At 66.9% G+C, this 26,784-nt stretch carries 20 protein-coding genes and 2 pseudogenes; 8 read left to right on the plus strand and 14 right to left on the minus strand.

Annotated elements, in window-relative coordinates:
* Positions 1-42 precede the first annotated feature (42 nt).
* A complete protein-coding gene (gene fba, locus BGI51_RS09160; protein ID WP_059316498.1) occupies positions 43-1,107 on the plus strand; it encodes a class II fructose-bisphosphate aldolase in 1,065 nt (354 codons plus the stop codon).
* Positions 1,108-1,189: 82 nt separating this feature from the next.
* On the opposite strand, the gene BGI51_RS09165 is transcribed toward fba, so the two are convergent.
* A complete protein-coding gene (locus BGI51_RS09165; protein WP_187980938.1) occupies positions 1,190-2,143 on the minus strand; it encodes a nucleoside hydrolase in 954 nt (317 codons plus the stop codon).
* Between the two features lie 56 nt (positions 2,144-2,199).
* Complete coding sequence (locus BGI51_RS09170) at positions 2,200-2,454, minus strand: YebG family protein (protein WP_007161283.1); 255 nt, start codon at positions 2,452-2,454, stop codon at positions 2,200-2,202.
* Positions 2,455-2,770: 316 nt separating this feature from the next.
* Here BGI51_RS09170 and BGI51_RS09175 point away from each other — a divergent pair, with 316 nt between their 5' ends.
* Both BGI51_RS09175 and BGI51_RS09180 read left to right on the plus strand, forming a co-directional pair.
* Positions 2,771-4,264, plus strand: coding sequence for a lipid II flippase MurJ (locus BGI51_RS09175; RefSeq protein WP_187980939.1), 1,494 nt, complete (start codon positions 2,771-2,773; stop codon positions 4,262-4,264).
* Positions 4,265-4,551: 287 nt separating this feature from the next.
* A complete protein-coding gene (locus BGI51_RS09180; protein WP_187981294.1) occupies positions 4,552-5,766 on the plus strand; it encodes an NAD(P)-dependent oxidoreductase in 1,215 nt (404 codons plus the stop codon).
* A 43-nt stretch (positions 5,767-5,809) separates the two neighbouring features.
* Here BGI51_RS09180 and BGI51_RS09185 read toward each other — a convergent pair.
* Positions 5,810-6,501: pseudogene (locus BGI51_RS09185) on the minus strand (HAD family hydrolase).
* A 410-nt stretch (positions 6,502-6,911) separates the two neighbouring features.
* On the opposite strand from BGI51_RS09185, the gene BGI51_RS09190 reads away from it, so the two are divergent.
* Positions 6,912-7,121 (plus strand): cold-shock protein, encoded by a 210-nt coding sequence (locus BGI51_RS09190; RefSeq protein WP_133860530.1) that lies wholly within the window; start codon positions 6,912-6,914, stop codon positions 7,119-7,121.
* An 87-nt stretch (positions 7,122-7,208) separates the two neighbouring features.
* On the opposite strand, the pseudogene mdtD reads toward BGI51_RS09190, so the two are convergent.
* Positions 7,209-8,641, minus strand: a pseudogene (gene mdtD, locus BGI51_RS09195) (multidrug transporter subunit MdtD).
* A gap of 71 nt (positions 8,642-8,712) precedes the next feature.
* Positions 8,713-9,600, minus strand: a complete 888-nt coding sequence (locus BGI51_RS09200) for an acyltransferase (RefSeq protein WP_187980940.1) — start codon at positions 9,598-9,600, stop codon at positions 8,713-8,715.
* Between the two features lie 105 nt (positions 9,601-9,705).
* Here BGI51_RS09200 and BGI51_RS09205 point away from each other — a divergent pair, with 105 nt between their 5' ends.
* A complete protein-coding gene (locus tag BGI51_RS09205; RefSeq protein ID WP_187980941.1) occupies positions 9,706-10,962 on the plus strand; it encodes an HD-GYP domain-containing protein in 1,257 nt (418 codons plus the stop codon).
* A 7-nt stretch (positions 10,963-10,969) separates the two neighbouring features.
* On the opposite strand, the gene BGI51_RS09210 is transcribed toward BGI51_RS09205, so the two are convergent.
* From BGI51_RS09210 to BGI51_RS09225, 5 genes are all read right to left on the minus strand, one after another.
* Positions 10,970-11,584 (minus strand): glutathione S-transferase family protein, encoded by a 615-nt coding sequence (locus BGI51_RS09210; RefSeq protein ID WP_133860534.1) that lies wholly within the window; start codon positions 11,582-11,584, stop codon positions 10,970-10,972.
* Between the two features lie 108 nt (positions 11,585-11,692).
* Positions 11,693-12,670, minus strand: coding sequence for an ATP-binding protein (locus tag BGI51_RS09215; RefSeq protein WP_252977255.1), 978 nt, complete (start codon positions 12,668-12,670; stop codon positions 11,693-11,695).
* Positions 12,658-13,068, minus strand: coding sequence for a hypothetical protein (locus tag BGI51_RS23455; protein ID WP_252977256.1), 411 nt, complete (start codon positions 13,066-13,068; stop codon positions 12,658-12,660). Before BGI51_RS23455 ends, BGI51_RS09215 begins: the two co-directional genes overlap by 13 nt.
* Entirely contained in the window at positions 13,065-13,739 is a 675-nt protein-coding gene (locus BGI51_RS09220; RefSeq protein WP_133860536.1) for a response regulator, read from the minus strand. Before BGI51_RS09220 ends, BGI51_RS23455 begins: the two co-directional genes overlap by 4 nt.
* Positions 13,740-13,863: 124 nt before the next feature.
* Positions 13,864-15,192 (minus strand): PQQ-dependent sugar dehydrogenase, encoded by a 1,329-nt coding sequence (locus tag BGI51_RS09225; protein ID WP_187980942.1) that lies wholly within the window; start codon positions 15,190-15,192, stop codon positions 13,864-13,866.
* A gap of 442 nt (positions 15,193-15,634) precedes the next feature.
* On the opposite strand from BGI51_RS09225, the gene BGI51_RS09230 reads away from it, so the two are divergent.
* A complete protein-coding gene (locus BGI51_RS09230) occupies positions 15,635-16,678 on the plus strand; it encodes a glycoside hydrolase family 5 protein (protein WP_187980943.1) in 1,044 nt (347 codons plus the stop codon).
* 77 nt (positions 16,679-16,755) lie between these two features.
* Positions 16,756-17,139, plus strand: coding sequence for a glycine cleavage system protein GcvH (gene gcvH / locus BGI51_RS09235; RefSeq protein WP_187980944.1), 384 nt, complete (start codon positions 16,756-16,758; stop codon positions 17,137-17,139).
* A gap of 79 nt (positions 17,140-17,218) precedes the next feature.
* Here gcvH and BGI51_RS09240 read toward each other — a convergent pair whose 3' ends face one another.
* The 4 genes from BGI51_RS09240 to BGI51_RS09255 form a co-directional block, all read right to left on the minus strand.
* On the minus strand, positions 17,219-17,533 hold the full coding sequence (locus tag BGI51_RS09240) for a DUF2388 domain-containing protein (RefSeq protein ID WP_017639490.1): 315 nt from the start codon (positions 17,531-17,533) through the stop codon (positions 17,219-17,221).
* Between the two features lie 73 nt (positions 17,534-17,606).
* Positions 17,607-21,953 (minus strand): PAS domain S-box protein, encoded by a 4,347-nt coding sequence (locus tag BGI51_RS09245; RefSeq protein ID WP_187980945.1) that lies wholly within the window; start codon positions 21,951-21,953, stop codon positions 17,607-17,609.
* Positions 21,954-21,991: 38 nt separating this feature from the next.
* The gene (locus BGI51_RS09250; RefSeq protein ID WP_017639492.1) at positions 21,992-23,773 is read right to left on the minus strand and encodes a GspE/PulE family protein; all 1,782 of its coding nucleotides are present in this window, start codon (positions 23,771-23,773) and stop codon (positions 21,992-21,994) included.
* Positions 23,774-23,961: 188 nt separating this feature from the next.
* Positions 23,962-25,311 (minus strand): CYTH domain-containing protein, encoded by a 1,350-nt coding sequence (locus tag BGI51_RS09255; RefSeq protein WP_187980946.1) that lies wholly within the window; start codon positions 25,309-25,311, stop codon positions 23,962-23,964.
* Positions 25,312-25,481: 170 nt separating this feature from the next.
* Here BGI51_RS09255 and argE point away from each other — a divergent pair, with 170 nt between their 5' ends.
* Positions 25,482-26,642, plus strand: a complete 1,161-nt coding sequence (gene argE / locus BGI51_RS09260) for an acetylornithine deacetylase (RefSeq protein ID WP_133860542.1) — start codon at positions 25,482-25,484, stop codon at positions 26,640-26,642.
* Positions 26,643-26,784 lie beyond the last annotated feature (142 nt).

Raw genomic sequence — 26,784 nt, forward strand, 5'->3', positions numbered from 1 at the left:
CAGGCTGGCGCCACCACCGCCTTTGTAGGGAGATAATCACCAATGGCACTCGTCAGCATGCGTCAGCTGCTGGATCACGCCGCCGAATTCGGCTACGGCGTTCCGGCCTTCAACGTCAACAACCTCGAGCAGATGCGCGCCATCATGGAAGCCGCCGACAAGACCGATTCGCCGGTCATCGTCCAGGCCTCCGCCGGTGCCCGCAAGTACGCCGGCGCTCCCTTCCTGCGTCACCTGATCCTGGCCGCGGTGGAAGAATTCCCGCACATCCCGGTGGTCATGCACCAGGACCACGGCACCACTCCCGACATCTGCCAGCGCTCGATCCAGCTGGGCTTCTCCTCGGTGATGATGGACGGCTCGCTGATGGCCGACGGCAAGACGCCGTCCGACTACGACTACAACGTGCGCGTCACCCAGCAGACCGTGGCCTTCGCCCATGCCTGCGGCGTGTCCGTGGAAGGCGAGCTGGGTTGCCTGGGCAGCCTGGAAACCGGCATGGCCGGTGAAGAAGACGGCGTGGGCGCCGAAGGCACCCTGGATCACAGCCAGCTGCTGACCGATCCGGAAGAAGCCGCCCAGTTCGTCAAGGCCACCAAGGTCGATGCCCTGGCCATCGCCATCGGCACCAGCCACGGCGCCTACAAGTTCACCAAGCCGCCGACCGGGGACACCCTGTCGATCCAGCGCATCAAGGAAATCCATGCGCGCATCCCGGACACCCATCTGGTCATGCACGGCTCCAGCTCGGTGCCCCAGGAGTGGCTGAAGATCATCAACGAGTACGGTGGCGACATCAAGGAAACCTACGGCGTGCCGGTCGAAGAGATCGTCGAAGGCATCAAGTACGGGGTCCGCAAGGTCAACATCGACACCGACCTGCGTCTGGCGTCCACCGGTGCCATCCGCGAGTTCATGGCCAAGAACCGCAGCGAGTTCGATCCGCGCAAGTACCTGGCCAAGACCGTGACCGCCATGCGCGAAGTCTGCATCGCCCGTTACGAAGCCTTCGGCACCGCCGGCCAGGCCTCCAAGATCAAGCCGATCTCCCTGGATGCCATGTTCGAGCGTTATGCGCGCGGCGAACTGGATCCCAAGGTCAACTGATCCCGGATGTAGAAAAGGCCCCGTAAGGGGCCTTTTTTTCGCCTGCCGATCGCCTGGAGCCCGAACGGCGGCGTGTTACCCCTTACCGCTCGGTTGCGGTCAGGACCTCTTCCATCCAGGCGACCATGGCGGCGCCGTCCATGCCCAGGCAGACCGTTACCAGCGGATTGCCGGACCAGCGCCCGTCCAGGTAGGCGCGACCCTCGGGCGCGAAGAAGGTCTGGCCTTCCGCCAGGCCTTCGGTACCGACGCTGAGATGGCCGCGCGCGGTGTGGAACAGCTCGGGACGGCGCAGGTAGGCGAGGGCGCAGCTGTCATGGGGATGGCAGCCGTCGATGTCCTTTACGCTGCGGTAGAAGTCCGCATAGAAATCATAGCTGCGCGCGAGCACCTCACCGAGGGCGCCCTGGCGCGCCGCGATGCGCTGCAGGCGGGGCGGGTCGAGGACGGCGCGGTGGGTGGCGTCGAGGCCGACCAGGGTCAGCGGCCAGGGCGCGGCGAAGACCCGCGCCGCGGCATGGGGATCGGAAAAGATGTTGGCTTCGGCCACCGGCGTGACGTTGCCCGGCTCGACGATGGCGCCGCCCATCACCACCACCTCGCGGACGCGCTCGGCGACCGTGGGATCCAGCGCCAGGGCGAGGGCCAGGTTGCCCAGCGGCCCGACCGCCACCAGGGTGATCTCACCCGGTCGCAGGCGGGTCTGCTCGACGATGAAACGCGCGGCGTCCAGGGCGTGGGGCGCCTGGCTCGGCGCGGGGAGCTGCTGATTGCCCAGGCCATCCTGGCCATGCACATGCAGGGCATGGTTGCCGGCCGGCTTGACCAGGGGTTCGGCGACACCCGCGGCGACGGGCGTGTTCCGGCCAGCCAGCTCGGTGAGCAGCAGGGCATTGCGGGTCGCCGTGGTGACCGGCACGTTGCCAAAGGTGGTGGTCAGGCCGATCACCTCGAAGGCGGGATCGGCAAACAACAGGGCGATGGCCTGGGCGTCGTCCACGCCAGGATCGGTATCGAAGATGATGGGAAGGGACAAGAGGCTTTCTCCGGCTCAGATCTCTTCCCAGGCTACCCGAGGGGCGGCGCCCCTTGCTAGCTGGGCAGGTCCAACTCGCCCAATGCATCCGGCTGGTTGCGAAATGCGCGGGCGAAGACCTCGCGATTGCGGGCCATGAACAGACCCAGGTCTTCGCACTGCTTTTCGGCAAGACCGGGTACGGCCTTGTCCAGCACGCTGGCGAGCGACTCGGCCAGCTCCAACATCTTGTCGTGACGATCGGCTTCGGCTTTATCCATGAACAGGCGCTCCGGATCTCGGCTGCTGCGATACAACACTTCGACGGCCATGCGTCACCTCGTTTCTGTATCTGGTTATATATACAGTATTCGGCTTGCGCGGCGATTGCAAGGACTACCGCTCGGCGGTCAGGCGCCAGCCAGTCATGGCAATTTGCCAATCGTTCGACATTTCTGCGTGTCTCTGGAATTGCTTCGGGAAACTTAAGCGCGGAAGCTGGTCTCTGAGTCTGGACCAAACGGGCAGCCCTGCTCGCCATTCTCCGGATTACCTCCGGCTCACGGAACGAGACCGCTCAATGCACGCCTTCCCTATCCGTCTGCGTATTACTGCGCTTGGCCTGTCGTGGCCGACCGAGGTGCGGGCGTGAGTTCGACGCTTATCATCCTGGCCATCACCGTCGCCAGCTTCCTGCTGGGGTTCCTGCGCGACCTGCTGATCGCCCGGCAATTCGGCGTGAGCTGGGAAGCCGACCTGATCTTTGTCGCGCTCATCCTGCCGGTGTTCTTCGAGAGCTTCTTCGGCCTCGCCCTGCGCGATGCCATGATTCCCTATCTGCAACGCATCCGTGACCGCTGCAACGCCCAGTACGAGCAGGTCGGTCGCTGGCTGTACTGGCGCATCGGCCTGTTCGGCCTGCTGCTGTCGGTGATCGGTGTCCTCGCCAGTCCCTGGCTGATGCATGCCCTGGCCCCGGGCTGGAGCGATGAGCAGGTCGAGACCGGCAAGCTGGTCTTCGCCGTCGGCACCCTGCTGATCTGCGTGCAGGCCATGCTCTATTGCCAGGGCGCGCTGCTCAACCTGGATCGCATCTTCATCCTGCCGATGACCCGCACCCTGATGCTCAATCTGGGCGCCATCCTGGCCATCGTCATCCTGCAGCCTAGTGGCATCGCGCTGTTCACCGGCATGCTGCTGCCCCAGGTGCTGCTGATCGTCATCCAGCACCGGCGGCTGGGCTATCTCAGCCAGCGCTCGGTAGCCTTCGAGAAGCCCGAGGGCAGTCCCTTCGCCATGACCTTCGCGCCGGTGCTGCTCGCCGCCGGCGCCCAGCAGGGCTGCATGCTGGCGGAGCGCTTCTTCGCCTCGCTGCTGGCCGAGGGCAATATCACCATGCTGTCCTTCTCCTACCGCATCGTGACCATTCCGCTGACGCTCTATGCGCTGTCCATCCTGGCGATGATCTTTCCCGAGCTGACCCGCAGTTGGAACGAGGGCAATGTCGACAAGTACAGCGCGCTGATGCGCAAGGCGCTGCTCGGCACCCTGCTGTTCCTGGTGCCGGCCGCCGTGGTGCTGTTCAGCTATTCGGAGCCGGTGGTCAAGGTGCTGCTGGAGCGCGGAGCCTTTGGCGCCGAGCAGAGCGCGGCGACCGCGACCCTGGTGGTGGCCTATGCCCTCGGCCTGCCCTGGATGGGCCTGGCCCTGCTGTGGGGGCGTGCCCTGCTGTCGCAGCAGCGCGCCCGCACCTTCCTCTATACAACCCTGGCCAGCTCCTTCATCACCGTGGCACTGGACGCAGCTGTGTACCAGCCGTTCGGCGCCCAGGGGCTGGCCTATTCCTTTACCACCGGGGCCTTCCTGCAGGCCGTGTTCATGGCGCTGGCGCTTTATCGCCACGCCCTGGCGGGACTGCACCTGTCGCTGCTGCTGCGCTGGTTCAGCGCCGGCAGTGCGGTGGCCCTGCTGACTTTCCTGTTGCCCAAGCCGGTCGGCCTGCTGGAGCTGATCGTCAGCATCAGCGTGGCGATGCTGGGCTTCCTGGTGCTGTTGCTGGCGCTGGGCGAACGTGACCTGTTCCGCCGCGGCTATTGGGCGCGCGGTGCTGACGGTGCGGGGCGCGCAGAACCGACGAGTTGAACCGCCGTCACGGTACGGCTAGGAAAAAGGTGGCGATCTGCGGCCATTGGTCGCTATCTGTTACGAAGTCATGAATTTTTGATTTGGCTTCGAGTCGCACGGAAAGATTGATCCCAGTCATAGAATTTCTGATGGAAGCGGTTTTTCCATTTGCAAGAGATCGGACACGCAGTTGGGGTCGGCACTTCGCATGGTGGTCTTGCTCGCCACCGACATTCTCTTTGAAAGGAATCGATCCTATGTCCTCCCAATCCCCTGTCACCCGTATCGGCATCGTCGGTACCGGCATGATCTCGCGCTGCCTGGCCCGGCTCATCAGCCGTCACTATGACGACATGACCGTGACCCGAGTCCTGACCCGCCGGCCCATCGCCACGGTTACCGACTATCCGCTGACCGAGGCGCTCACCCAGTCGGTGGCGGATCTCGTCGATCATTGCGATCTGCTGGTGGAATGCAGTGGCGACCCCTACCACGGTACCGAGATCATCGAGCGCGCGTTCGAGGCCGGCATCAAGGTGGTCACCATCAATGCCGAACTGCAGGTGACGACCGGTTCCTACCTGGCCGGCAAGGGGTTCCTGACCGAGGCCGAGGGCGACCAGCCGGGTTCGCTGGCGGCACTGCACGAAGAAGCCGTGCAGATGGGCTTCAAGCCGCTGGTCTACGGCAACATGAAGGGCTATCTGAACCATAATCCGACGCCGGAAGACATGGCCTACTGGTCCGCGCGCCAGGGCACCAGCGTCGACCAGACCACCTCCTTCACCGATGGCACCAAGGTGCAGATCGAGCAGGTGGTGGTGGGCAACAACTATGGCGCCACCATCACCCGCCAGGGTCTGGAAGGCCTCAACTCGACCAGCCTGCAGGACAGCGCGAACATCCTGGCGCAGATGGCCGAGCAACTGGGCACGCCCATCGTCGATTACGTGATCCCGAGCGGCTACTCCGCGGGTGGCGTCTTCGTCGTCGGTCGTCATGACGAAGACCAGGCCGGTGCCATCGAATACTTCAAGCTGGGCAAGGGTCCGTACTATGTCCTGGTACGCCCCTTCCACCTGTGCTCCCTGGAAGTCGGCAAGACCCTGCGTCGCGTGATCGCCGGCGGCAAGATCCTGCTCAACAACTCCACCACGCCGACCCTGAGCGTGGCCGCCATCATGAAGAAACCCATGGCGGCTGGCGACATCATCGAGCGCGGCATCGGTGGCTACAGCGTGCGCGGCGAAGCGGTGAAGATCGCCGAGTGCCCGGATCACCTGCCGATCGGCCTGCTCAAGCACAGCGTGCTGAAGCGGGCCATGGAGCCGGGTCAGATCGTCACCTTCGACGACGTCGAACTGACGCCCAGCCGCGCCCTGGACATCGTCCTGCAACAGCACCGTGAGGCGATCCATCGCCAGCTGCTGGAAACCCAGCTGAGCGAGGCGACCTGGAACGCAACGGCCGATCTGGCACCGGTGGCACTGCCCAAGGCGGTAGGGGCGGTCCTGTCCTGATTCCGCTGACGCGGAAAGCGAAGGGGCCCTGAGGGCCCCTTTTTCATTGCCCGCCGTTGGCGGCGGCGCGGAGGCGGGCGACGGTCGCGGGCAATTCGTCCATGTGGGCGATCAGGGCGGTGACGCCCAGGGCGCTCAGGGTCTCGCCGTGGCTCGGCGGAATATGGCTGGCGCCGGTGAAGCCGATGACGCGCATGCCGGCGGCCAGGGCCGCACGCACGCCGGTGGCGCTGTCTTCGATCACCAGGCAGCGCTCTGGCGCGACGCCCAGGGTCCTGGCCGCGAGCAGATAGACATCGGGTGCCGGCTTGGGCTGGGCGACCATGTCGGCGCTGAAGATGTGGCCCGCTACCCGCGCCACCAGATCGGCCCGGCGGACCGAGGATTCGACGCTGTGCCTGAGGCTGTTGGAGGCGACCGCCAGCGGCAGATCGATGCTCTCCAGGGCCCGCTTCACCCGGGAATGGGCTCGACGCTGGTGGCGATCAGCGTTTCCGCCTGGGCGCGCAGGTCGCTGAACAGTGCCGGCGGCAGGGTGATGCCGAAGCGCTGTTCGACCAGGGCGAAGATATCCCGGGTGGTCAGGCCGAAGGTGCCGTGCAGCAGGGCCGCGAGTTCAGCGCGCGGTGCATGGGCGGCCAGGCCGTCGAGGACGACCCGTTCGGCGAGGATTTCACTGTCGACCAGCACGCCATCGCAATCGCTGATCAGCAGTTCCACAGGGGTGACGTTCATCGGTATTCCTTGCAGGGGGATTTCAGGGCGGAGCAACGGGCCCGAGGCCTTTCGAGAGCTACGCCAGACTGCGGCGAAGCAGTCTGGCTGCGGTTTTGCAGGGCTGTCCGGGTGGTCGAAAGCCGGCTCGACAGTACCTTGCGCGAGGTGACAAAACAGCCCTTGTCAAAAAGGATTTCGCCCTCCGGAGGGTAATCGCTTTCCAGAAAAATATGGCGTAGAGTTCGAGAACTGTGTTTGCTTGGGTCGCCGTCGATCGTGACCTGAGGCGGTAGGCTCTTCGTCCACCCCTTGCTGCTCGATTCTTGTTACTCCTTGCAACTCAGTACCGGGCGTCTGGTCAATGCAACGCATTACCGCGCCAGCCAGTGTCAATAACAAACTCGTGCTTCCAAGGAGCAACACCCGTCATGTCGAATCGTCAGAACGGTACCGTCAAGTGGTTCAACGAAACCAAAGGCTATGGCTTCATCACTCCCGAGAGCGGTCCGGACGTGTTCGTGCACTTCCGCGCCATCGAAGGCACTGGTTTCAAGACCCTGGCTGAAGGTCAGAAGGTCAGCTTCGAAGTCGTGCAAGGCCAGAAGGGCATGCAGGCAGAGCGCGTACAGGTCGTCTGACACCTGACAGCGCCCGAAGCTCACGAAAAACCCCGGCCAGGCCGGGGTTTTTCGTTTCTGCCGATTGGACCGGCGTGGCCGGCCGCCTCACTCCACGTTCTGCGCGCTCTTTTCAGGCTCGGCCGCCAGCGGCTTGACCCGCCGGCCGGTCTCGCGCGAGGCCTGCAGGAAGATCGCCGCCGCCAGCATCGACAGGGCGCCGACGCTGAGAAAGGTCGCGCGAAAGGCGGACAGCACCTCGGTGTCGCCATAGTCGTCCTGGAAACCGCCCAGCAGGGCGGCTGCGCAGGCGACTCCAAAGCTCATGGCCAGTTGCATCACCACCGACAGCAGGCTGTTGCCGCTGGCTGCCTGCTGGTCGTGCAGATCGATGAGGGTGATGGTGTTCATGGCGGTGAACTGCATGGAGTTCACCGCGCCGAGGATACCCAGGTGGATGAGCAGCCAGACGAAGGGCGTGCCAGGACCGATCAGGGCGAGACTGGCGATCAGGCACCCCAGCAGCAGGGTGTTGCCCACCAGCAGGCGCCGATAGCCGAGCCGCCCGATCAGCGGGCCGGCGATGGGCTTGGCCAGCATCGCCGATAGCGCCAGGGGCATCATCAGCAGCCCGGCCTGGGTCGGCGAATAGCCGAGGCCCACCTGGAACAGCAGCGGGATGAGAAAGGGCAGGGCGCCACTGCCGAGGCGGGCGAAGAGATTGCCGAAGATACCCACCGCGAAGCTGCGGATGCGAAACAGCTCGGCGGAGAACAGCGGCTGGTCGTGGTGCAGGGCGCGCAACCAGTAGGCGACCATGCAGGCCATGCCGCCCATCAGCAGCAGCACCACCCGCACATGGGGCAGGTGCAGTTCGCCGAGGCCTTCCAGGGCGACGCTGATGAGGATCATGGAGGTGCCGAAGAGCAGGAAGCCCAGGCCGTCGAAGCGTTGCGGGAGGGGGCTGCGCAGATCCGGCAGCAGGCGGCGGGTGGCCAGGCAGCCGAGGATGCCCACCGGCAGGTTGATCAGGAAAATCCAGTGCCAGGACACGGCTTCCACCAGCCAGCCGCCTAGTGCCGGGCCCGCCAGGGGACCGATCAGGCCGGGAATGGTGATGAAGCTGAGGATGCGCACCAGCTCGCTGCGCGGATAGACGCGCAGGATCACCAGGCGCCCCACCGGCAGCATCAGCGAACCCCCGAGTCCCTGGATCACCCGGGCGGCGATCAGCAGGTTGAGGCTGGGCGCCAGGGCGCAAAGCAGCGAGCCAAAGGTGAAGAGGGCGATGGCGGTGAAGAAGACGCAGCGACTGCCGAAGCGATCGGAGATCCAGCCGGAGGCCGGAATCAGCAGCGCGACGGTGAGCAGGTAGGCGATCACCACCCCTGCATGCGCAGCGGATTCTCGCCGAGGTCGGCGGCCATGCGCGGCAGGGCGGTGTTGACGATGGTCGCGTCCAGCGACTGCATGAAGAAGGCGACGGCGATCAGCCAGGGAAGCCAGCGGGTCGTGGTGGTATCCAGCGTCGGGGTGGGCATGGGAGATCCTTGTCGAGACAGCCGACTACCCGCTCTCTGACTGTCTGCACGCGGCAGGGTGCCCCGCTCGATCAGCGCGAGCGGGAATCTAGCAGCGCCTCGATCCGCTGGTCCTTCTCTGCCCAGAGCGTGCTGACCCACTGCTGGAAGCCTGCGCGAAATTCCGCATCTTCGCTGTAGTCACCCGCCCAGCGCGCCGGATCCAGAGGTCGCGCGCGAATATCGATGATAACGCGTTTGACGCGTCCGCAGAGCAGGTCCCAGAAGCCGGGCACGCGACCGTCCGGATAGACCAGGGTGACATCCAGCAGGGTGTCCAGCTGCTCGCCCATGGCGGCGAGGACGAAGGCCATGCCGCCGGCCTTGGGCTTGAGCAGGTGGCGATAGGGCGAGTGCTGCTCGGCATGCTTGGCGGCGCTGAAGCGCGTGCCTTCCAGGTAATTGACGATGGTCACTGGCTGGCGGCGGAATTTCTCGCAGGCACGGCGGGTAATGGCCAGGTCCGCGCCCTTGAGTTCCGGGCGGCGGGCCAGTTGGGCGCGGGTGTATCTCTTCATGAAGGGGTAATCCAGGCCCCACCAGGCAAGCCCCAGGAAGGGCACCCAGATGAGCTCCTTCTTCAGGAAGAACTTGAAGTAGGGCACCTTGCCGTTGAAGGTCTCGATGAGCGCGGGGATGTCGACCCAGGACTGGTGGTTGCAGATGACCAGGTAGGAGCTGTCGCGGTTGAGCGTCTCGGTGCCGCGGATGTCCCAGACGGTAGGGGTAAGCCGAGCGAAGATGACCTTGTTGATCTCGGCCCAGGTCTCGGCGATGGCGGTGACCACCCGGGAGCAGAGGTCGCGCAGCGCAACGATGGGCAGCAGCTTGATCAGGGCGAAGGCCAGCAGCGGACCGATCATGACCAGGGTGTTCAGCAGGAGCAGCGCAGAGACGGTGATACCGGTCAGGAGGTGCATGGATTCTCTCGTCTAGAACTTGGGGCGATAGTCTTTGGCGTGACATAGCATTTTGCGATCATCTGCTCTGGATGGCTGCTGCCGATCAGCTGCGAAGTGAACGCCATGCTCAAGAAGGTTACCAGTGCCGAGGTCTGCCTCGGCATGTACATCCACAGATTCGAAGGCAGCTGGATCGACCATCCGTTCTGGAAGGCGCGGTTCCTGCTCCAGGAACCGCGCGACCTGCAGAAGATCCAGGACAGCGCCGTGACCGCGGTGTGGATCGATATCGCCAAGGGGCTGGATTGCCCGCCGCCGGCGGAGTGCCCGCCCGCAGTGGATCCGGTGCTGCTCTCCGAGCCCGTCGCCGCGCCGGCCATTGCTCCCGAGGTGCCCCCAGTCGCCGCTCCGGTCCCGGTTGTCGGCACCGCGCCAGGCGCCGCCCTGAGCTGTCCGCAGGAAATGGCCCAGGCTTCCGCCGTGAGCGCCCACGCCAAGCAGGAGGTGGCGCGGCTGTTCCAGGACGTGCGCCTGGGCCAGGCCATCGAGCTGAGCGAGGTGGCGACCGTGGTCGAGCAGATCTCGGCGTCGGTGCTGCGGCATCCCACGGCGCTGATCAGCCTGACGCGGCTGCGCACGGCCGACGAGTATACCTACATCCATTCGGTGTCGGTCTGTGCCCTCATGACGGCGGTGGCACGGCAGATGGAGCTGCCGGCGGACCAGGTGCAACTGGCTGGCCAGGCCGGCCTGCTGCATGACGTGGGCAAGATGCGCACCCCTCTCGAGGTGCTCAACAAGCCGGGCAAGCTGACCGAGGCGGAATTTGCCGTGATGCAGCGGCATCCCGCGGAGGGCGTCGCCCTGCTGCAGCAGTGGGGTGCGACCGCGGAGGTCATCGACGTCTGCCTGCACCATCATGAGAAATTCGATGGCAGCGGCTATCCCCATGGCCTGGCCGGTACGCAGATCAGTCTGCTGTCACGCATCGCCGCGGTCTGCGACGTCTACGACGCCATCTCCTCGACCCGGCCCTACAAGACCGCCTGGAGTCCCGCCGAAGCGATCCGGCGCATGGCGGAGTGGAAGGGGCATTTCGATCCGCGGGTGTTCCAGGCCTTCGTCAAGACGCTGGGCATCTATCCGATCGGTTCCCTGGTCCGGCTGAGCAACGAGCAGCTGGCGGTGGTGGTCGAGCAGCACCCGGACAGCCTGCTGACCCCGCAGGTGCGGGTGTTCTTTTCCGCCCGCTCGCGTACCCCGCTGCCGCAGCGGCTGCTGGATCTCGCCCGACCACCCGCCGATGAGCGCATCGTGCGGCGGGAGGATCCGGAGGAGTGGGGTTTTCGCAACCTGGAGCGGCTCTGGCAGCAGGCCTAGCGCCGGCTCAGGGGCGGGTCGTCTGCAGCGAGGGGCGCTCGCCGGTACGGGCGTACCAGGCGGCGATGCGCGGGCAGTCGCTGCGCCAGGCGAAGGTGGGGATGCGGAAGTCCAGATAGCCCAGCAGGCAGGCCATGCCCAGGCAGGCCACGTCGAATTCGCCGTCCAGCTCGGCGATCGCCTCGCGCTCGAAGTAGTCCAGCGCCCGGGCGATCTTCTCCTGCTGGTTGTCCAGCCAGAGCTTCCACTGCATGCCCGGCGGGCGCATGAAGCTCTCGTAGCGGATCTGCACCGCGGCTTCCATCATGGCATCGCACAGCGAAGCCAGGGTCAGGCGGCGCCAGCGCTCCGGACCCTGGCGCGGGATCAGCGGGGTGCGCTCGTGCAGGGTGTCCAGGTAATCGAGAATGACGCGACTGTCGTGCAGGCAGGTGCCATCGGCCAGGCGCAGGGCGGGAATCTTGCCAGCCGGATTGGTATCGAGAACATCGCGATTGGGATTGAGCGGCGTCTGCTGGACGATTTCCACTTCCACCTGCTCGATCAGGTCCGTCTCGTGGAGCATCACCACGACTTTGCGACCGAAGGGCGAGGCGGGAGTGTGGTACAGGATCATGGACATGGGCCGGGCTCTCCAGAATGCAGGACTGCATTCGCTTGTGGCGAATCCCTGCACTGTAAGCCCTAGGCCGGCCCGGATAAAAGATGGCCTTGGTCGTAGCTGGCCGGATCAGGCCAGGCCGGGCAGCTCGACGTACACCCCCAGCCCGCGTCCTTGCAGGCCTTCGCCCAGGTGCAGGCTGCCGCCATGGATTTCGACGATACGTTTGACGATGGGCAGGCCCAGGCCGCTGCCGACGTTCTGACCGGCACTCTCGCTGCGGTAGAAACGGGTAAAGATCACCGCCCGCTCTTCCGGGCTGACCCCGGGGCCGCTGTCGCAGACATTGATGCGTACCCGGCCGGGCACGTCCTCGACGACCCGCACCAGTACCTGACCCCCGCTGGGGGTGTAGCGGATGGCGTTGCCCACCAGGTTGGTGAGCAGCACGCTCAGCCAGGTGGGAATGCCGGACAACTTGACCTCCTGATCCTCCAGCACCAGGTCGATGTTCTTCTCGATGGCCAGGGGCGCGAGTTCCGACAGGGTATCCGCCGCCAGCCGGCCGAGATGGACCGGGACGAACTGCTCCTGCAGGGCACCACTGTCCAGGCGGGCCAGGAGCAGGATCTGCTCCATCAGCTGGCTGATGCGTTCGGCGCTGCGGCGCACCTGCACCAGGCCGCGGGCGTGGGCCTGGGGATCGCTGGACCTCAGGGCGACCTGGGTGTGGGTCAGCAAGCTGGCGAGGGGCGTGCGGATCTCGTGGGCGGCGTCGCTGGTCAGGCGCCGCTCGGCTTCCAGGGCGCCGTCCAGGCGCTGCAGCAGGGCGTTGATCTCCTCGACCAGGACCGCGGCTTCCAGGGGAACCTGATTCAGCGCCAGGGGCTCCAGGCGCTGGGCGGAACGCTGCTTGATCTGCGCCGCCAGCTGGCGCAGGGGGTCGAGACCGCGGGTAACGCCGAACCAGATGAGTGCGGCCAGCACTGGCAGGGCCAGCGCCAGGGGAAACAGCGAGCCGAGCAGCAGCAGGTTGGTGGCGCCGCGGCGATCGGCCAGGTTCTCGTAGATCCAGATGCGCCCGTCGCCGCTGCTCAGGCGCAGCACGCGCCAGTGCTGCCCGTCGGCCAGCAGACTGCTGAAACCGGGTGGCTGGTCGGCCAGGCCGGCGGGCGGCGCGGGGGTGCCGAGGCGCTGGTCACCGGCCTGCAGCAGATAGCCCAGGGCGTTGCGGCGCTTGAACAGCGGCAGGTCGGCGATGGCCGTGCGGCTGCGTTCCAGGGCGCGCGCCGCGGGCGGCAGGCTGTGGTCGCCCCCTCGCTCAGGGTGGCCAGGTGCAGGGCGGCCGAGCCGAAGTCGAGCATGTCTTCATCCGCCAGGCGATTCACCTGGCGCAGCACCAGCTGGTAGGTCACCAGGGCGGCGATCAGCCAGCAGGCGAAGATGCCACACAGCAGCAGCGTCAGCAGACGCCGCCGCAGCGAGACGGCCGGGCCGTCGGTCATGGAGCCGGCCGCTCGGGCTGGTCGATGCCGTAGCCGATGCCGCGCACGGTGCGGATCAGGCTGGTGCCGAGCTTGCGCCTGAGGTGATGGATATGGACCTCGATGGCATTGCTCTCGACGTCGCCGTCCCAGCCATAGAGCGCCTGTTCCAGGCGATTGCGCGAGAGCACCTTGCCCATGTTTTCCAGCAGCAGGCGCAGCAGGGCGTATTCGCGCGGTGCCAGTTCGACCGGCTGACCGGCCAGGGTCACCCGGTGGGTGGCCGGATCGACCCGCAGGTCGTTGTGTTCCAGTTGCGGCAGCGCCCGGCCGGCACTGCGCCGGGTAAGGGCGCGCACCCGGGCGAGCAGTTCGTCCAGATCGAAGGGCTTGGTCAGGTAGTCGTCGGCGCCGGTGTCCAGGCCGGTGACCCGGTCGGTGACCTTGTCGCGGGCGGTGAGGATCAGCACCGGGGTGGCGTCGCCGCGCTTGCGCAGGGCGGCCAGGACCTCGAGTCCCGAACGGCGGGGCAGGCCGATGTCGAGCACCACCAGATCGAAGGGATCGGTTTCCAGCGCCGCCTGGGCGGCCTGGCCATCGGTCACCCAATCGACGGTATCGCCTTCCAGCGCCAGACCGGCGCGGATGCCGTCGCCCAGCAGCATGTCGTCTTCGGCCAGCAGTATTCTCATCGGATTTTCCCAGGCGGTTGAGCGGTTGTACCGCTCCGGGCCGGCCTCGGCAAGAGCGGTGACCACCTCCGGGATGGTCAGCCTCCAGCCTAGGCCAAGGCGCTTAAGGGCGGATTAACAACGCTCAGGGGCGCTGGGCGCTGACCCGCCAGAGGGTGTTGCCGACGTCGTCGGCCACCAGCAGGCCGCCACGACCATCGTTGACCACCCCGACCGGCCGCCCCTGAGCTTCCTCCTTGCCATTGAGGAAACCGGTCAGCAGGTCCCGCGGCGGGCCGCTGGGCTTGCCGTCCTGGAAGGGCACGAAGATGACCTTGTAGCCGCTCTTGGGATCACGATTCCAGGAACCGTGCTGGCCGACGAACAGCCCCTGGCGGAAAGCCGTCGGCAACTGGCTGTCGGCGCTGGCGAAGGCGAGGCCCAGGGAGGCCGTATGGGTGCCCAGGGCATAGTCGGGGGTCAGCGCCTTGGCCACCAGATCCGGACGGGGCGGCTGCACCCGGCTGTCCACGGTCTTGCCCCAGTAGCTGTAGGGCCAGCCATAGAAGCCGCCATCCTGCACCGAGGTGGCGTAGTCAGGCACCAGGTCGCTGCCGATCTCGTCGCGCTCGTTGACCACCGTCCACAGCTTGCCGGTGGTGGGCTCCCAGTCCAGGCCATTGGGATTGCGCAGGCCGGTGGCGAACAGGCGCTTCTGGCCACTGGCGCGGTCCAGCTCCCAGATGGCGGCGCGGCCTTGCTCGATGTCCAGACCGTTTTCGCCGACGTTGCTGTTGGAGCCCACGGTGAGATAGAGCTTCCTGCCGTCGCGACTGGCGATGACGTTCTTGGTCCAGTGGTGATTGATGCCGGCCGGCAGGTCGGTGACCGTCACCGGCGGACCTTCCAGGTGAGTCGCCCCGGGGCGGTAGGTGAAGCGCACCAGGGCATCGGCGTTGGCGACATAGAAGTCCTCGCCCACCAGCGCCATGCCGAAGGGCGAATGCAGGTGCTCGGCGAAGACCATGCGGGTCTCGGCGACGCCATCGCCGTCGCCATCGCGCAGCAGGGTGATGCGGTCAGCGCTGGGTACCCCGGCGCCGGCCTTCTTCATGAGCAGGCCGGCGATCCAGTTCTTGATGCCGGGAAAATCATCGCGCCCGGGCGCATTGCTTTCCGCCACCAGCACATCGCCATTGGGCAGCACATAGAGCCAGCGCGGATGGTCCAGCCCACGGGCGAAGGCCTGGACCTGGGTGCCGGGCGCGGCAATGGGCTTGCCGCCCTCGGGCCAACCGATCGCCGGCGCCACGTTGATGGTCGGCAGCAGGGTCTTGTGGGGCTCCGGCAAGGTGGGGGTCGGGCCATACCCGGCTTCGCGCTGCAGCCGCGCGGTCTCGCCGCAGCCGACCAGGATCACGACGGCCAAGGTCAGGGCCAGGGTACGCAAGGGATGGGGCGCGCTCAGGGACATGGCGGGGCTCTCGCGAAGGGCTCGCAGGATAGAGCGCGGCGTCCGGGGAACGTTCCGGGCCCGGTTCTGGAGCACAACAGGCAGGCTCGTTCCGAGCGGTTTTGGAAATGACTCCTTTTGGTCTATCGGTCTTTTTGCGTGCTGCGGCTCCTCACCCGTCCTTTTACGGATACAGAAAGTCGTGCCGATTCAAGGCGTTAGCCTGACTGCGCTGGCGCCTATGGAAAAGTGGCGGCTATCTGACGCGAATTAATGCGTAACCGGCTGTTTTTGCAGGAAAAAATCTCTAAAGCTGGCGGCTGGGACGCCGATAGCTGCCCCAACAATGACGACGAAGTCGCACCCAGTGGCGCCGCAACCGGACGCGGTCGCCTGAGCTCGCCTACGCCAGAACCCGCTAGCTTGCGGGGGCGGGGAGTCTTTCTCTTTCACAGGTGCAGTCATGCAATCCCTTACCCGGCGCTTGCGCCAGTTTTCCCTGCGGCTGGCCGGTACCCTGGCCCTGAGCAGCGCCTTGCTAGGTTCGGTCCAGGCGGTCGAACTGGTCGGCCTCAACTTTTCCGGTGCCGGCTTCGCCAGCCAGGTGCTGCCCGGTCTCAACAACCGCAACTACATCTTCCCCAGCGAACAGCACTTCAAGGACTGGAGCGCCAAGGGCATCAAGCTGGTGCGCTTTCCGATCATCTGGGAGCGCATCCAGCCCAGGCTGAATGCCACGCTGGATCCGGACTATGGCGCCCTGGTCACCCAGACGCTCAACTACGCCCAGAAATACGGCGTCAAGGTGATCCTCGACCTGCACAACTATGCGCGCTATCGCGGCGAGGTCATCGGCGCCGGCAAGGTCAGCTATTTCAACTACTGGGACGTGACCTATCGCCTGGCTTTCCGCTTCGGCAAGCATCCGGCGCTCTTTGGCTACGACATCATGAACGAGCCCCACGATGCCGTGGCCTTCTGGCCGACCGCCGCCCAGCACGGCATCAACGGCATTCGTACCGTGGACAGCGTCCATCCCATCATCGTCGAGGGCAACGGCTGGTCCAGCGCCGCTCGCTGGCCGCAGTGGAACGATCCGTTGCTGGCGCTCAAGGACCCGGCCAACAAGCTGATCTTTTCCGCCCACGTCTACTTCGACAATGACGGCGGCGGCCAGTACGCCAGCAAGGACATGAGCGGTTTCGACCCCATGGTCGGGGTGAATCGCGTCAAGCCCTTCGTCGACTGGCTGAAGAAGAACGGCAAGCAGGGCTACATCGGTGAATTCGGCGTGCCGGACGACGATCCGCGCTGGCTGGTGGCCATGGACAACATGCTGGCCTATCTCAAGCAGCACTGCATTCCGGCCAGCTACTGGGCCGCCGGCCCCGGCTGGGGCAACTACAACCTGGCGGTGGAACCCATCAACGGCGTGGATCGACCCCAGTGGGCGACCCTGAAGAAGTACGTCGACAGCAGCAGCTGCGCCAGCATCGGCCCCAAATAAGCCCGGCCGGCGATGGCGGTCCCCGGGGTCGGCAGGCTACCCTTGCCTTTTAACCGTGCCAGCCCCGAGGACCTCTCATGAGCCAGATTCCCGCCGACCTGCGTTATGCCGCCAGCCACGAATGGGCCCGCCTGGAAGCCGACGGTAGCGTGACCGTCGGCATTTCCGACCACGCCCAGGAAGCCCTGGGCGATGTGGTCTTCATCGAACTGCCGGAAGTCGGCAAGACCCTCGCCGCCGGTGACCAGGCCGGGGTGGTGGAGTCGGTCAAGGCGGCCTCGGACATCTATGTCCCGGTGGGCGGCGAGGTGATCGCCGTCAACGAGGCGCTGGCCGACGCGCCCGAGCAGGTCAATGGCGAGCCCTATGGCGCCTGGTTCTTCAAGCTCAAGCCGCAGGATGCGGCCGAGCTGGACAGGTTGCTCGACGCCGAGGGTTATCGCGCGGCCAGCGAAAGCTGAGGCATCTTTCGCCGCCCGGATTCCAGGCAAAAAAGAACCCCGCCGGCTAAGCCGCGCGGGGTTCTTTTTTGCCTGGACCTTACTGGGTCAGGATACGCATGGCGAGGTCGTTGTCGCTGGCCTGCAGGCCCGGCTCGGCGGCGCGCATGTCGCGCAGCGCGGCTTCCAGGTACGGGCCGCGGATCTGGCCATTGCTGGCCAGGTAGGAGCTGGCGTCGTCCTGGGTGGCGGCGACGATCTTGTGGTCGTCACGGCTGGTGGTATAGAACGAGCCGGAGGTCGCCCCCAGGGTCGCGGCATGCCGCCAGAACCGCGCGTCCGCATTGGCGGCGGTGGTCGCGGCCAGCAGCGGCAGACCGATCAGGGAAACCAGAGCAAGCTTCTTCAGGCGCATGGATGAGATCTCCTTCTTGAGGTCTCCTATAGAGAGCTCAGACGTCCGCTGAGTTCCAGAACTCTGCATCAGCCTAGCGCTGGATCATGCTGTGGATGCGTTCGGCCAGGGCGTCGATGTCGAACGGCTTGATCAGCATGTCCATGTTCTCGCCGAGGAATTCGCCGCGTACCTTGGCGTTCTTGGCATAGCCGGTGATGAACAGCACCTTGAGCTCGGGCCGCCGGCCACGGGCAATCTCGGCGAGCTGGCGACCGTTCATGCCGGGCAGGCCGACATCGCTGATGAGCAGGTCCAGGCGCTGATCGCTCTCGATGATCGGCAGGGCGCCGTCGGCATCGCTGGCCTCCAGGGCGGTGTAGCCCAGTTCGGCGAGCACCTCAAGCACGATCATGCGCACGGCGTATTCGTCTTCCACCACCAGCACGGTCTGGCCGGCCTCGGCACGGGGCGCGACCTTGAGCGTCGGCTGATCGGTGCTGGCCGCCGCCACCTCGGGGTGGCGTGGCAGATAGAGACTGATGGTGGTGCCCTCGCCCTGTTCGGTATCGATGCGCGCGGTGCCGCCGGACTGCTTGACGAAGCCGTAGATCATCGACAGGCCGAGGCCCGTGCCCTGGCCGGCCGGCTTGGTGGTGAAGAAGGGCTCGAAGGCCTTGGCCTTGACCTCCGGTGGCATGCCGGTACCGGTGTCGGCCACGCTCAGCCGGACATAGTCGCCCGGAGTCAGGGATTCGCGCGCGGCCGCCTCGGCGTCCAGGCTGAGGTTGGCGGTGGCGATGCACAGCTCGCCGCCGGCGGGCATGGCGTCGCGACCATTGATGACCAGATTGAGCAGGGCGTTTTCCAGCTGGTGGGTATCGCTGTAGGCGAGCCAGGCGACCGGTGCGAGATCCAGGCGCAGGGCGACGTTTTCGCCCACGGTGCGCACCAGCAGATCCTGCAGCGAAGCGACCAGCTGGTGCACGTCCACCGGCTGCGGATCCAGGGTCTGGCGGCGGGCGAAGGCCAGCAGGCGATGGGTGAGGGCGGCGGCGCGGTCGGCCGAATTGACCGCGGCATTGATGTAGCGGTCCAGGTCCTGGGTGCGGCCGTTGGCGATTCGCAGGCGGATCAGGTCGAGGGCGCCGACGATGCCGGTGAGCATGTTGTTGAAGTCATGGGCGATGCCGCCGGTGAGCTGGCCGATGGCTTCCATCTTCTGCGACTGGCGCAGGGCTTCCTCGGTGCGCTCACGCTCGTAGATTTCGGCGATCAGCCGCGCGTGGCTGCGCCCCAGTTCCTGGGTCCGCTCGGCGATGCGCTGTTCCAGCTGGTCGGTGGTCTGCCGCGCCTCGGTGACGTCCACGCCACAGCCCACCAGACCGTGGAATTCGCCATCGAGCTCCAGGCGCGGGGTGCCTTCCAGGCGCAGCCAGCGCCATTCGCCCTGCGCATTGCGCACCCGCACCTCGGCGCGCAGGGCGCTGTGGGTGGCGACGGCCTGCTTGAAGGCACCTTCGAAGGCCGGACATTCGCTGTCCGGGAGCAGGGCGCTCCAGCCCTGGTCGTGCAGATCGGCGTCGTGCAGATCGAATTCGCTGGCGAAGCGCTGGTTGACGAATTGCAGCTGGCCGTCGGCATCGCAGGCCCAGATCAGCACCGGAGCACTGTCGGCCATGAGGCGGAAGCGGCCCTCGCTCTCGCGCTGGGCGTCCTGGGAGCGCTGCCGGCAGATGGCCGACCAGAGCCGGTCGGTGACGTCGCGCAGGAATTGCACCTCACCTTCCGTCCACAGCCGGGCGCGCTGGTCATGGGCGACGAACAGCGCGCGCAGGCGGCCATCCTCGTAGAGCGGGATGTCGACCAGCGCCGCGATCTCCAGATCGAGCAGGCGCTGGGCATTGGCCTGGGCGCGCGGATCCTGGCTGACATCGTCGATGACCAGGGGCGCTGCGCCGTCTTGGTTGCCCAGGTGGTCGGAGGCGAGCAGCGGATAGGCCAGGGCCTGGTCGAAGCTGCCGTTGGGCGTCCACAGCTGCTGCGGGAAGAAGGCGCCGCTGCTCTCGTCCAGACGGGCATAGCCGACCCGGCGCAGGCCCAGCCGCGTACCGACCAGTTCCAGGGCGGCGGCGACCCCGGCGCTTTCCGGATCGCCTTCGCGCAGGCGATCGCCCAGTTCGATCAGGGCATGCTGGCGGGCCTCGGCTTCGCGGCGCTCCTCGATCTGCCGCCGCAACTGGCGATTGGTCTCGCTGATGCGATCGGCGTCGTGGCGTTCGCGGGTGATGTCGCGCGCGATACCCACCAGTCGCCGGCGCCCACCGGGCTCCAGGCGTTCACGCCCGCGGATGCTCAGCCATACCGGCTCGCCCTGGCGCGAACCTCGTACCCGAAAGGTCAGCCGCAGGTCATAGGCATTGCCACCGCCCTGGATGGCGGCCGTCACATAGGCGCGTACCCGGGGCGCATCGGCCGGATGCAGGGCGTGCAGCAGGGCCGCGCCGCGCATCGTGCAACGACGCTCGCCGGCTCCGACCAGATGGGCGAGGCGGGTATCCCAGCTGATCAGGTCGCGGTCGATGTCATAGTCCCAGACACCGAGGTCGGCGACGTCCATGGCCAGGGCGATGCGCTGCTCGGCCAGGCGCAGAGCGTCGGCCGCGGCGGTGCGTTCGATGACGATGCGGATGCGCTCGGCCACCTCGCGCACCAGGGCCACGTCGCCGATGGTCCAGTGACGCGGCGTATCGGCATAGAGGAACAGCAGACCGACCAGCTGTTCCTCGGCCAGCAGCGGCACCACCAGGCCGGCGCGTACGCCATGGTCCACCAGTTGGGCGCGCATCTCGCCCAGGCGGCTGTCCTGGGCGCTGTCTTCCACGCTGACGATGATGCCGCGGCGCAATTCCTGCACCGCCGAGGTGTGCCAGTGACCCAGGCTGGGCAGGTTGAGACGATGGGTTCGCCCCTGTTCGAGCCAGTCGCTGTCGATGGTCAGGCTGCCGTCGCGACCGACCCGGGCATAGCCGATGCGCTGCACGGCCAGCAGATGGCCGAGGCTGTCGCCCAGCACCGAGGCGACTTCGCCGGTGTGGGTCACGCCATGCAGCAGGTCGCCCAGTTCGAGCAGAAAGCGCTGGCGATCATGGCTGCGGATGCGTTCGCTGAGATCGACGAAGGTGCAGATGGCGCCCTGGACCTCGCCGTCGCGCCAGAGCGGCTGGGCGCGCCATTCCACTGGCAGCAGACTGCCGTCCTCGCGCAGCAGGGCGTCGGCGGACAGGTGCAGGGTGGCGCCTTCGCTGGCGGCGCGCTGCAGCGCCCGGGCGCCATCCTCGCTGCGGGCGGAGCTGAGGCGGGTGTCCAGGCGTTCGCCGAGAATGTCGCGCTCCTCGGGCAGCCCGAGCATCTGCCGGAAGGCGCGGTTGCAGAGGGTGGCGCGCCCTTCGCGATCCAGGGCGCAAAAGCCTTCGTGGGTCGATTCGAGCAGCAGATGGGCAAAGGCCTCGCTCTCCCGCAGCGCCGTTTCCGCCCGCTTGCGGCTGTCGATGTCCTGGGCCACGCCGACCCAGTGCTCGATCTCGCCGCTGGCGTTGGTGAAGGGCATGGTGCGGGTTTCGAACCAGCGGTAGTGGCCCTCGGCGTCGCGCAGCTGCAATTCGAGGCTGCCGGCGACTCTCTGCTCGCGCACCTCGCGCCAGCGCCGCAACAGCTGCGGACGCTGCTGGGGATGGATGGCATCGGTCCAGAGATCGGGATCGGCGACCACGTTGGCCGGACTCAGGCCGCTGTATTCGTACCAGTAGCGATTGGCGTATTCGAAGCTGCCATCGGGCCGCGCGAACCAGATGATCTGCGGATTGACGTCCATCAGGGCGCGGTAGTGGGTTTCGTCGAGGGTGCTGTGCCGCGCCGGCGCCGCCGCCTGCAGCCGGGCCTCGAGCAGGCGCAGCACCTGGCGCGCGAGGCGTTCGAGGCCGGTCAGGCGCGCGGCGCTCAGTTCGCGAGGTTGCCAGTCGAGCACGCAGAGCGTGCCGAGAAAGACGCCTTCGGCCGTCCGCAGCGGGGCCCCGGCATAGAATCTCAGTCCGGCCGGATCCCTTACCAGGGGGTTGTCGATGAAGCGCGGGTCCTGGCTCAGGTCTTCGATCTGCCGCGCTTCCCGGGCAGCGTGCAGGTACTGGCAGAAGGACAGGGCCAGGGGGATTTCCGCCACACCCAGGCCGCGTTCGGCGATGAACAGCTGCTGCTGTTCGCCCAGCAGGTTGACCGCGGCGATGGGGGTTTCGCAAAGGGTGGCGGCCAGCTCCACCAGGTCGTCGAGCGCCGGCTCCGGCTGGCCGTCGAGCAGGCCATAGGCCGCCAGGACCTCCTGGCGACGGCGTCGCTGCTCGGCGTCCTCGGCACCCACGGCAGGGTTCACGACGGTTGTCTGCACGGCTGCTATCCTTGTTCCGCTCGCGGGCTGCTGGGGCCTTAACGTTCGCTCTGGGGCGTGACGCGCAGGACTTCTTCCACGGTGGTGAAGCCGGCGGCGATCTTTTGCGCGCCGGACAGGCGCAGGCTGCGCATGCCTTCCTTGAACGCCTGCCGCCGCAGCGCGGTGATGTCGGTATCCGCCGTCACCAGTTCGCGCAGACTATCGGAGAGGGTGAGGATTTCGTATACCCCGGCACGACCGCGATAGCCGGTGTCGCGACATTCCGGACAACCCACCGGCTGCATGGCGCCGGTCGGCAGCGGCGCGTTCCAGGGCTTGGTGAGCTCCTGCCAGGCGGCCGGGTCCAGCTCGGTGGGCGTCTTGCAGGCCGGACAGAGGGTGCGCACCAGCCGCTGAGCCATGACGCCCAGCACCGTGGCGCGGATCAGGTAGTAGGGCACGCCCAGTTCGATCAGCCGGCTCACCGAGCTGGGGGCGTCGTTGGTGTGCAGGGTGGAAAGTACCAGGTGCCCGGTCAGGGCCGCCTGGATGGCCATCTCGGCGGTTTCCAGGTCGCGGATCTCGCCGATCATGATGATGTCCGGGTCCTGCCGCATCAGCGCCCTGACGCCGCTGGCGAAGGTCACCTCGATGTTGTGCTGCACCTGCATCTGGTTGAAGGCGTCTTCCACCATCTCGATGGGGTCTTCGATGGTGCAGACGTTCACCTCGGGCGTGGCCAGCTGCTTGAGGGTGGTGTACAGCGTGGTGGTCTTGCCCGAACCGGTGGGGCCGGTGACCAGGATGATGCCGTTGGGCTGCCCGGTCATGCCGGCCCAGCGGCGCAGGTCGTCGGCGGAGAAACCGAGCTGGTCGAAGCTCTTGAGCAGCACGTCCGGGTCGAAGATCCGCATCACCAGCTTTTCGCCGAAGGCGGTGGGCATGGTCGACAGGCGCAGTTCGACTTCCTTCTCGCCGGCCATGCGCGTCTTGATCCGGCCGTCCTGGGGCTTGCGTTTCTCGGCGACGTTCATCCGGCCGAGGTTCTTGATCCGGCTGACCACCGCCAGGGTGACCTGGGCGGGGAACTGGTAGACGGTGTGCAGCACCCCGTCGATGCGAAAGCGCACCGCACCCTGTTCGCGGCGCGGCTCGACGTGGATATCACTGGCGCGCTGCTGGAAGGCGTACTGGAACAGCCAGTCGACGATGTTGACGATGTGGGCATCGTTGGCATCCGGCTCGCCATCGGCGGCGCCGAGATTGACCAGCTGCTCGAAGTTGCCGACGCCGCTGGTCTTCTGCTCCACCGCCGAGGCACCGGTGACCGAGCGGGCCAGGCGAAAGAATTCCTGGGTGTAGCGGGTGATGTCCGCGGGGCTGGCCACCACGCGCTTGATCGGCCGCTGCAGCACATGGGTGAGGTTGCTCTCCCAGCTGTGCACGAAGGGCTGGGCGCTGGCCACCGTCACCTCGTCCGGACTCACCGCCACGGCCAGGATCTTGTTGCGCTGGGCGAAGGCGTAGGACATCAGCGGGGTGACCGAGGCCACGTCCACCTTGAGCGGATCGATGCGGTAGAAGGGCTGACCCGAATACTCGGCGAGCCAGCGGGTGAGGCTGTCCAGATCCAGCTTGCGCCCCGGGCGGCTGAGGTCGTCCACGCTTTGCGCCGCGAGGAATTCCAGCGGATGCTGCTGCGGATTGGCCGAGCCACGGCGCAGGAGCAGACACTGCTCGGCGGTCTGCTGATCGATCCGCTGCTGGCTGACCAGCTCGCGCAGGATGTCGCCCAGGTCGAGCCAACGATCAGCGGAAGGGGAAGCTATGGCGGACATCTGGACTCCTTGGAAAGGTGGTCGCACCGGGGTGACACCCGGCGTCTGACCGGGGGCGACCCGCCTGCCGTACCCGCCAGGTTGGTCGCCTCCTCCAGCATAGCGATTTTGTATTAAGGAATCGCTCGCGGCCTTGTGCCATCAGGATGGACGGCCGGATGCGCCAGGCGTTCCCGCCGTCCGGCGGCTCAGGCCAGGGCTTTCCAGGGCGCCAGGCCATAGACCAGGCGCGCCTGTTCGGCGACCCCGGCGAGATCGCCGTGGGCGCTCAGCGGCGCCAGCTTGCCCAGCTCGCCATACAGCCGATCGGCTTCGGGCAGGTCCAGGGCGCCACGCGCCAGGTGCAGCCAGACCTGCATCCGCTCCAGCCGCGGCAGCTGCTGCTGGATCAGCTCGGGTTCGGTGATGGCGCGCAGCAGCGGCAACTCGGCCGCTTCCTGGGCCAGGAAGCGCGGCAGCCATTGGCCGAGGGGCGTCACGCCCTGGCGTTCGCCACGGCCGGTGCGACCCTGGATCCAGGCGCGCTCATGCAGCCAGCGTGCGGCGCGCAGGGAGAACAGGCCCCAGCGCGGCTGTTCCAGTTCGGCGGCGAAGCGCTGCGGTGCCTGGCGGCGGGCCTCCTCGTCGTCCTGGCCGATGGCGGCCAGCGGTCGCCAGTCGGCGAGCAACTCGTCGAGGGCCTGGCGCAGGTCGCGGCTGGTGGCCCGCGGGGCGGCCTGGCCGAGACTGCCGAGCAGAGCGCGCAGGTCGATCAGCTGGTGCACCCAGTCCACCAGTAGGCGCCAGTGGCCGTTCCAGCGATACTGTTCGGCCAGGCGTTGGCTGCCGGCCAGCAGGTGCCAGCCGAGGCGGGCGACGGCCTCGTCCAGCGGCGTCTCGGCGTCCAGTTCCGGCGCGGACAGATAGAGGGTATAGCTCGAGGCATCGTGCAGGCGATAGCCGCGCTCGGCCTTGCTGATGTCGCAGGGCATCAGCGGGAATTCGGCGGCCAGCTGCTCGGCCAGTTCCAGCAGCGCGGCCGGTTCACCCTGGCGCAATTCCAGCTCGACCTCGGCGATGGCCTCGCGCTGGTCGCCGGCACGCACCTCGCCCTGGTCGAGGGCGACCTCGATGATAGTGCGGGCCTTGCCCCGGCCCCAGGCGATTTCCGCGGCGTCGCGGACGAAGTCGGTGTCGAACACCGGCTGCAGGCGGCGCAGGTCCAGGTCGGCCAGCTCCGCCGGCCAGCAGCTGTCGTCGAACAGCGCGGTGTCCAGGGTGGCATCGGCCAGCGGCCATTCCCATTCGTTGCGCTCGGACAGCCCGGCCAGGCTCTGGCCACGGCTCTTGAGCGTCTGGATGAAGCGCTCGCCATCGCGCCGCACGCGCAGGGCGACCTTGGCATGGGCCAGGTCGCGGGTGTCGGTGTCGTAATAGCAGTTGGAGAGTTCGTGGCGCTGCCAGCCCTCCTTGCAGCGCTTCTTCAACAACGGATGAGCGCGCAGGGCGTCGAGGGTGGCCGCACTGGCGCGCAGCTTGATTTCGGTTTCTTTGGCCATTGGAGGATCCTGGCGCCGGAAGAGAACGGTCCGGCTCCGTGCCGAGCGCGTCATGACAACGGACGGCGAGAACGTGGGCGCTAGTTTAGCCCGTCCCGCCCCCCTGGCGCATGAAGGTTTCATCGCGCAGCGGATGGCGCCATGATGGAGGCGTGACCAGGAGACCCCGCATGACCCTGCCCGCGCTGAAAGCTCTGTTCTCGACCCTCATCGCCGAAAGCTCGGTGAGCTGCACCCAGCCGGCGCTGGACCAGTCCAACGCCGGCGTCATCGCCCGCCTGAGCGACTGGTTCGGCGCCCTGGGCTTCGCCTGCGAGACCCAGGAGGTGACCCCGGGCAAGTTCAACCTGATCGCCACCCTGGGCAGCGGGCCGGGCGGCCTGGTGCTGGCCGGCCATACCGATACCGTGCCCTATGACGCGGCGCTCTGGCAGGCCGATCCCCTGCGTCTGCGCGAAGCCGACGATCGCTGGTACGGCCTGGGCAGTTGCGACATGAAGGGCTTCTTCGCGCTGATCCTCGAAGCGGTGCGCGAACTGGATCCGCGCCAGTTGCGCCAGCCGCTGATCGTGCTCGCCACCTGCGACGAGGAATCCTCCATGGACGGCGCCCGGGTGCTGGCCGACGCCGGCCGCCCGCTGGGCCGCGCCGCGGTGATCGGCGAGCCGACCGGACTGCGGCCGATCCGCCTGCACAAGGGCATCCTCATGGAGCGCATCGACATCCTCGGGCAGAGCGGCCATTCCTCCGATCCGAGTCTGGGCCACAGCGCCCTTGAGGCCATGCAGGCGGTGATGGGCGAGCTGCTCGACCTGCGCGCCCAGTGGCAGCGCGAATACCGCAATCCACTGTTCCTGGTGCCCCAGCCGACCCTCAACCTGGGCTGCATCCATGGCGGCGACAACCCTAATCGCATCTGCGGCCAGTGCGCCCTGGAGTTCGACCTGCGCCCGCTGCCGGGCATGCAGCCCGAAGCCCTGCGCCAGGCCATCCGCGGACGGCTGCTGCCGGTTGCCGAACGCTTCGGGGTGCGGATCGACTACCAGCCGCTGTTTCCCGCCGTGCCGCCCTTCGAGCAGCCGGCCGAGGCCGAGCTGGTGCGCCTGGCCGAGCGCCTGACCGGGCACCAAGCCGACGCCGTGGCCTTCGCCACCGAGGCACCCTATCTGCAGGCGATCACCCAGGAGGTGCTGGTCCTCGGTCCCGGCGACATCAGCTGCGCGCACCAGCCCGAGGAACACCTGGCGCTGGCGCGGATCGCGCCCACCGTCAGGCTGCTGCAGCAGCTGATCGGCCACTACTGCCTGGGCGAGGCCGCGGCCGTCCGATGAACAGATCCGCGCGCCCGGCGTGACTTTTTGTAAACTCCAGACGGTCTACTGAGGCTGTCTACCCATCCGCTCCCTGTCGAGGAACCCCGTGCTGCGACGACGCTGAACGCCCTGCCTGCCCTCGTTCACCCTCCCGCCTATC

The organism is Pseudomonas oryzihabitans (assembly GCF_014522265.1).
In the GTDB taxonomy this organism is placed as follows: Bacteria; Pseudomonadota; Gammaproteobacteria; order Pseudomonadales; family Pseudomonadaceae; genus Chryseomonas; species Chryseomonas aestiva.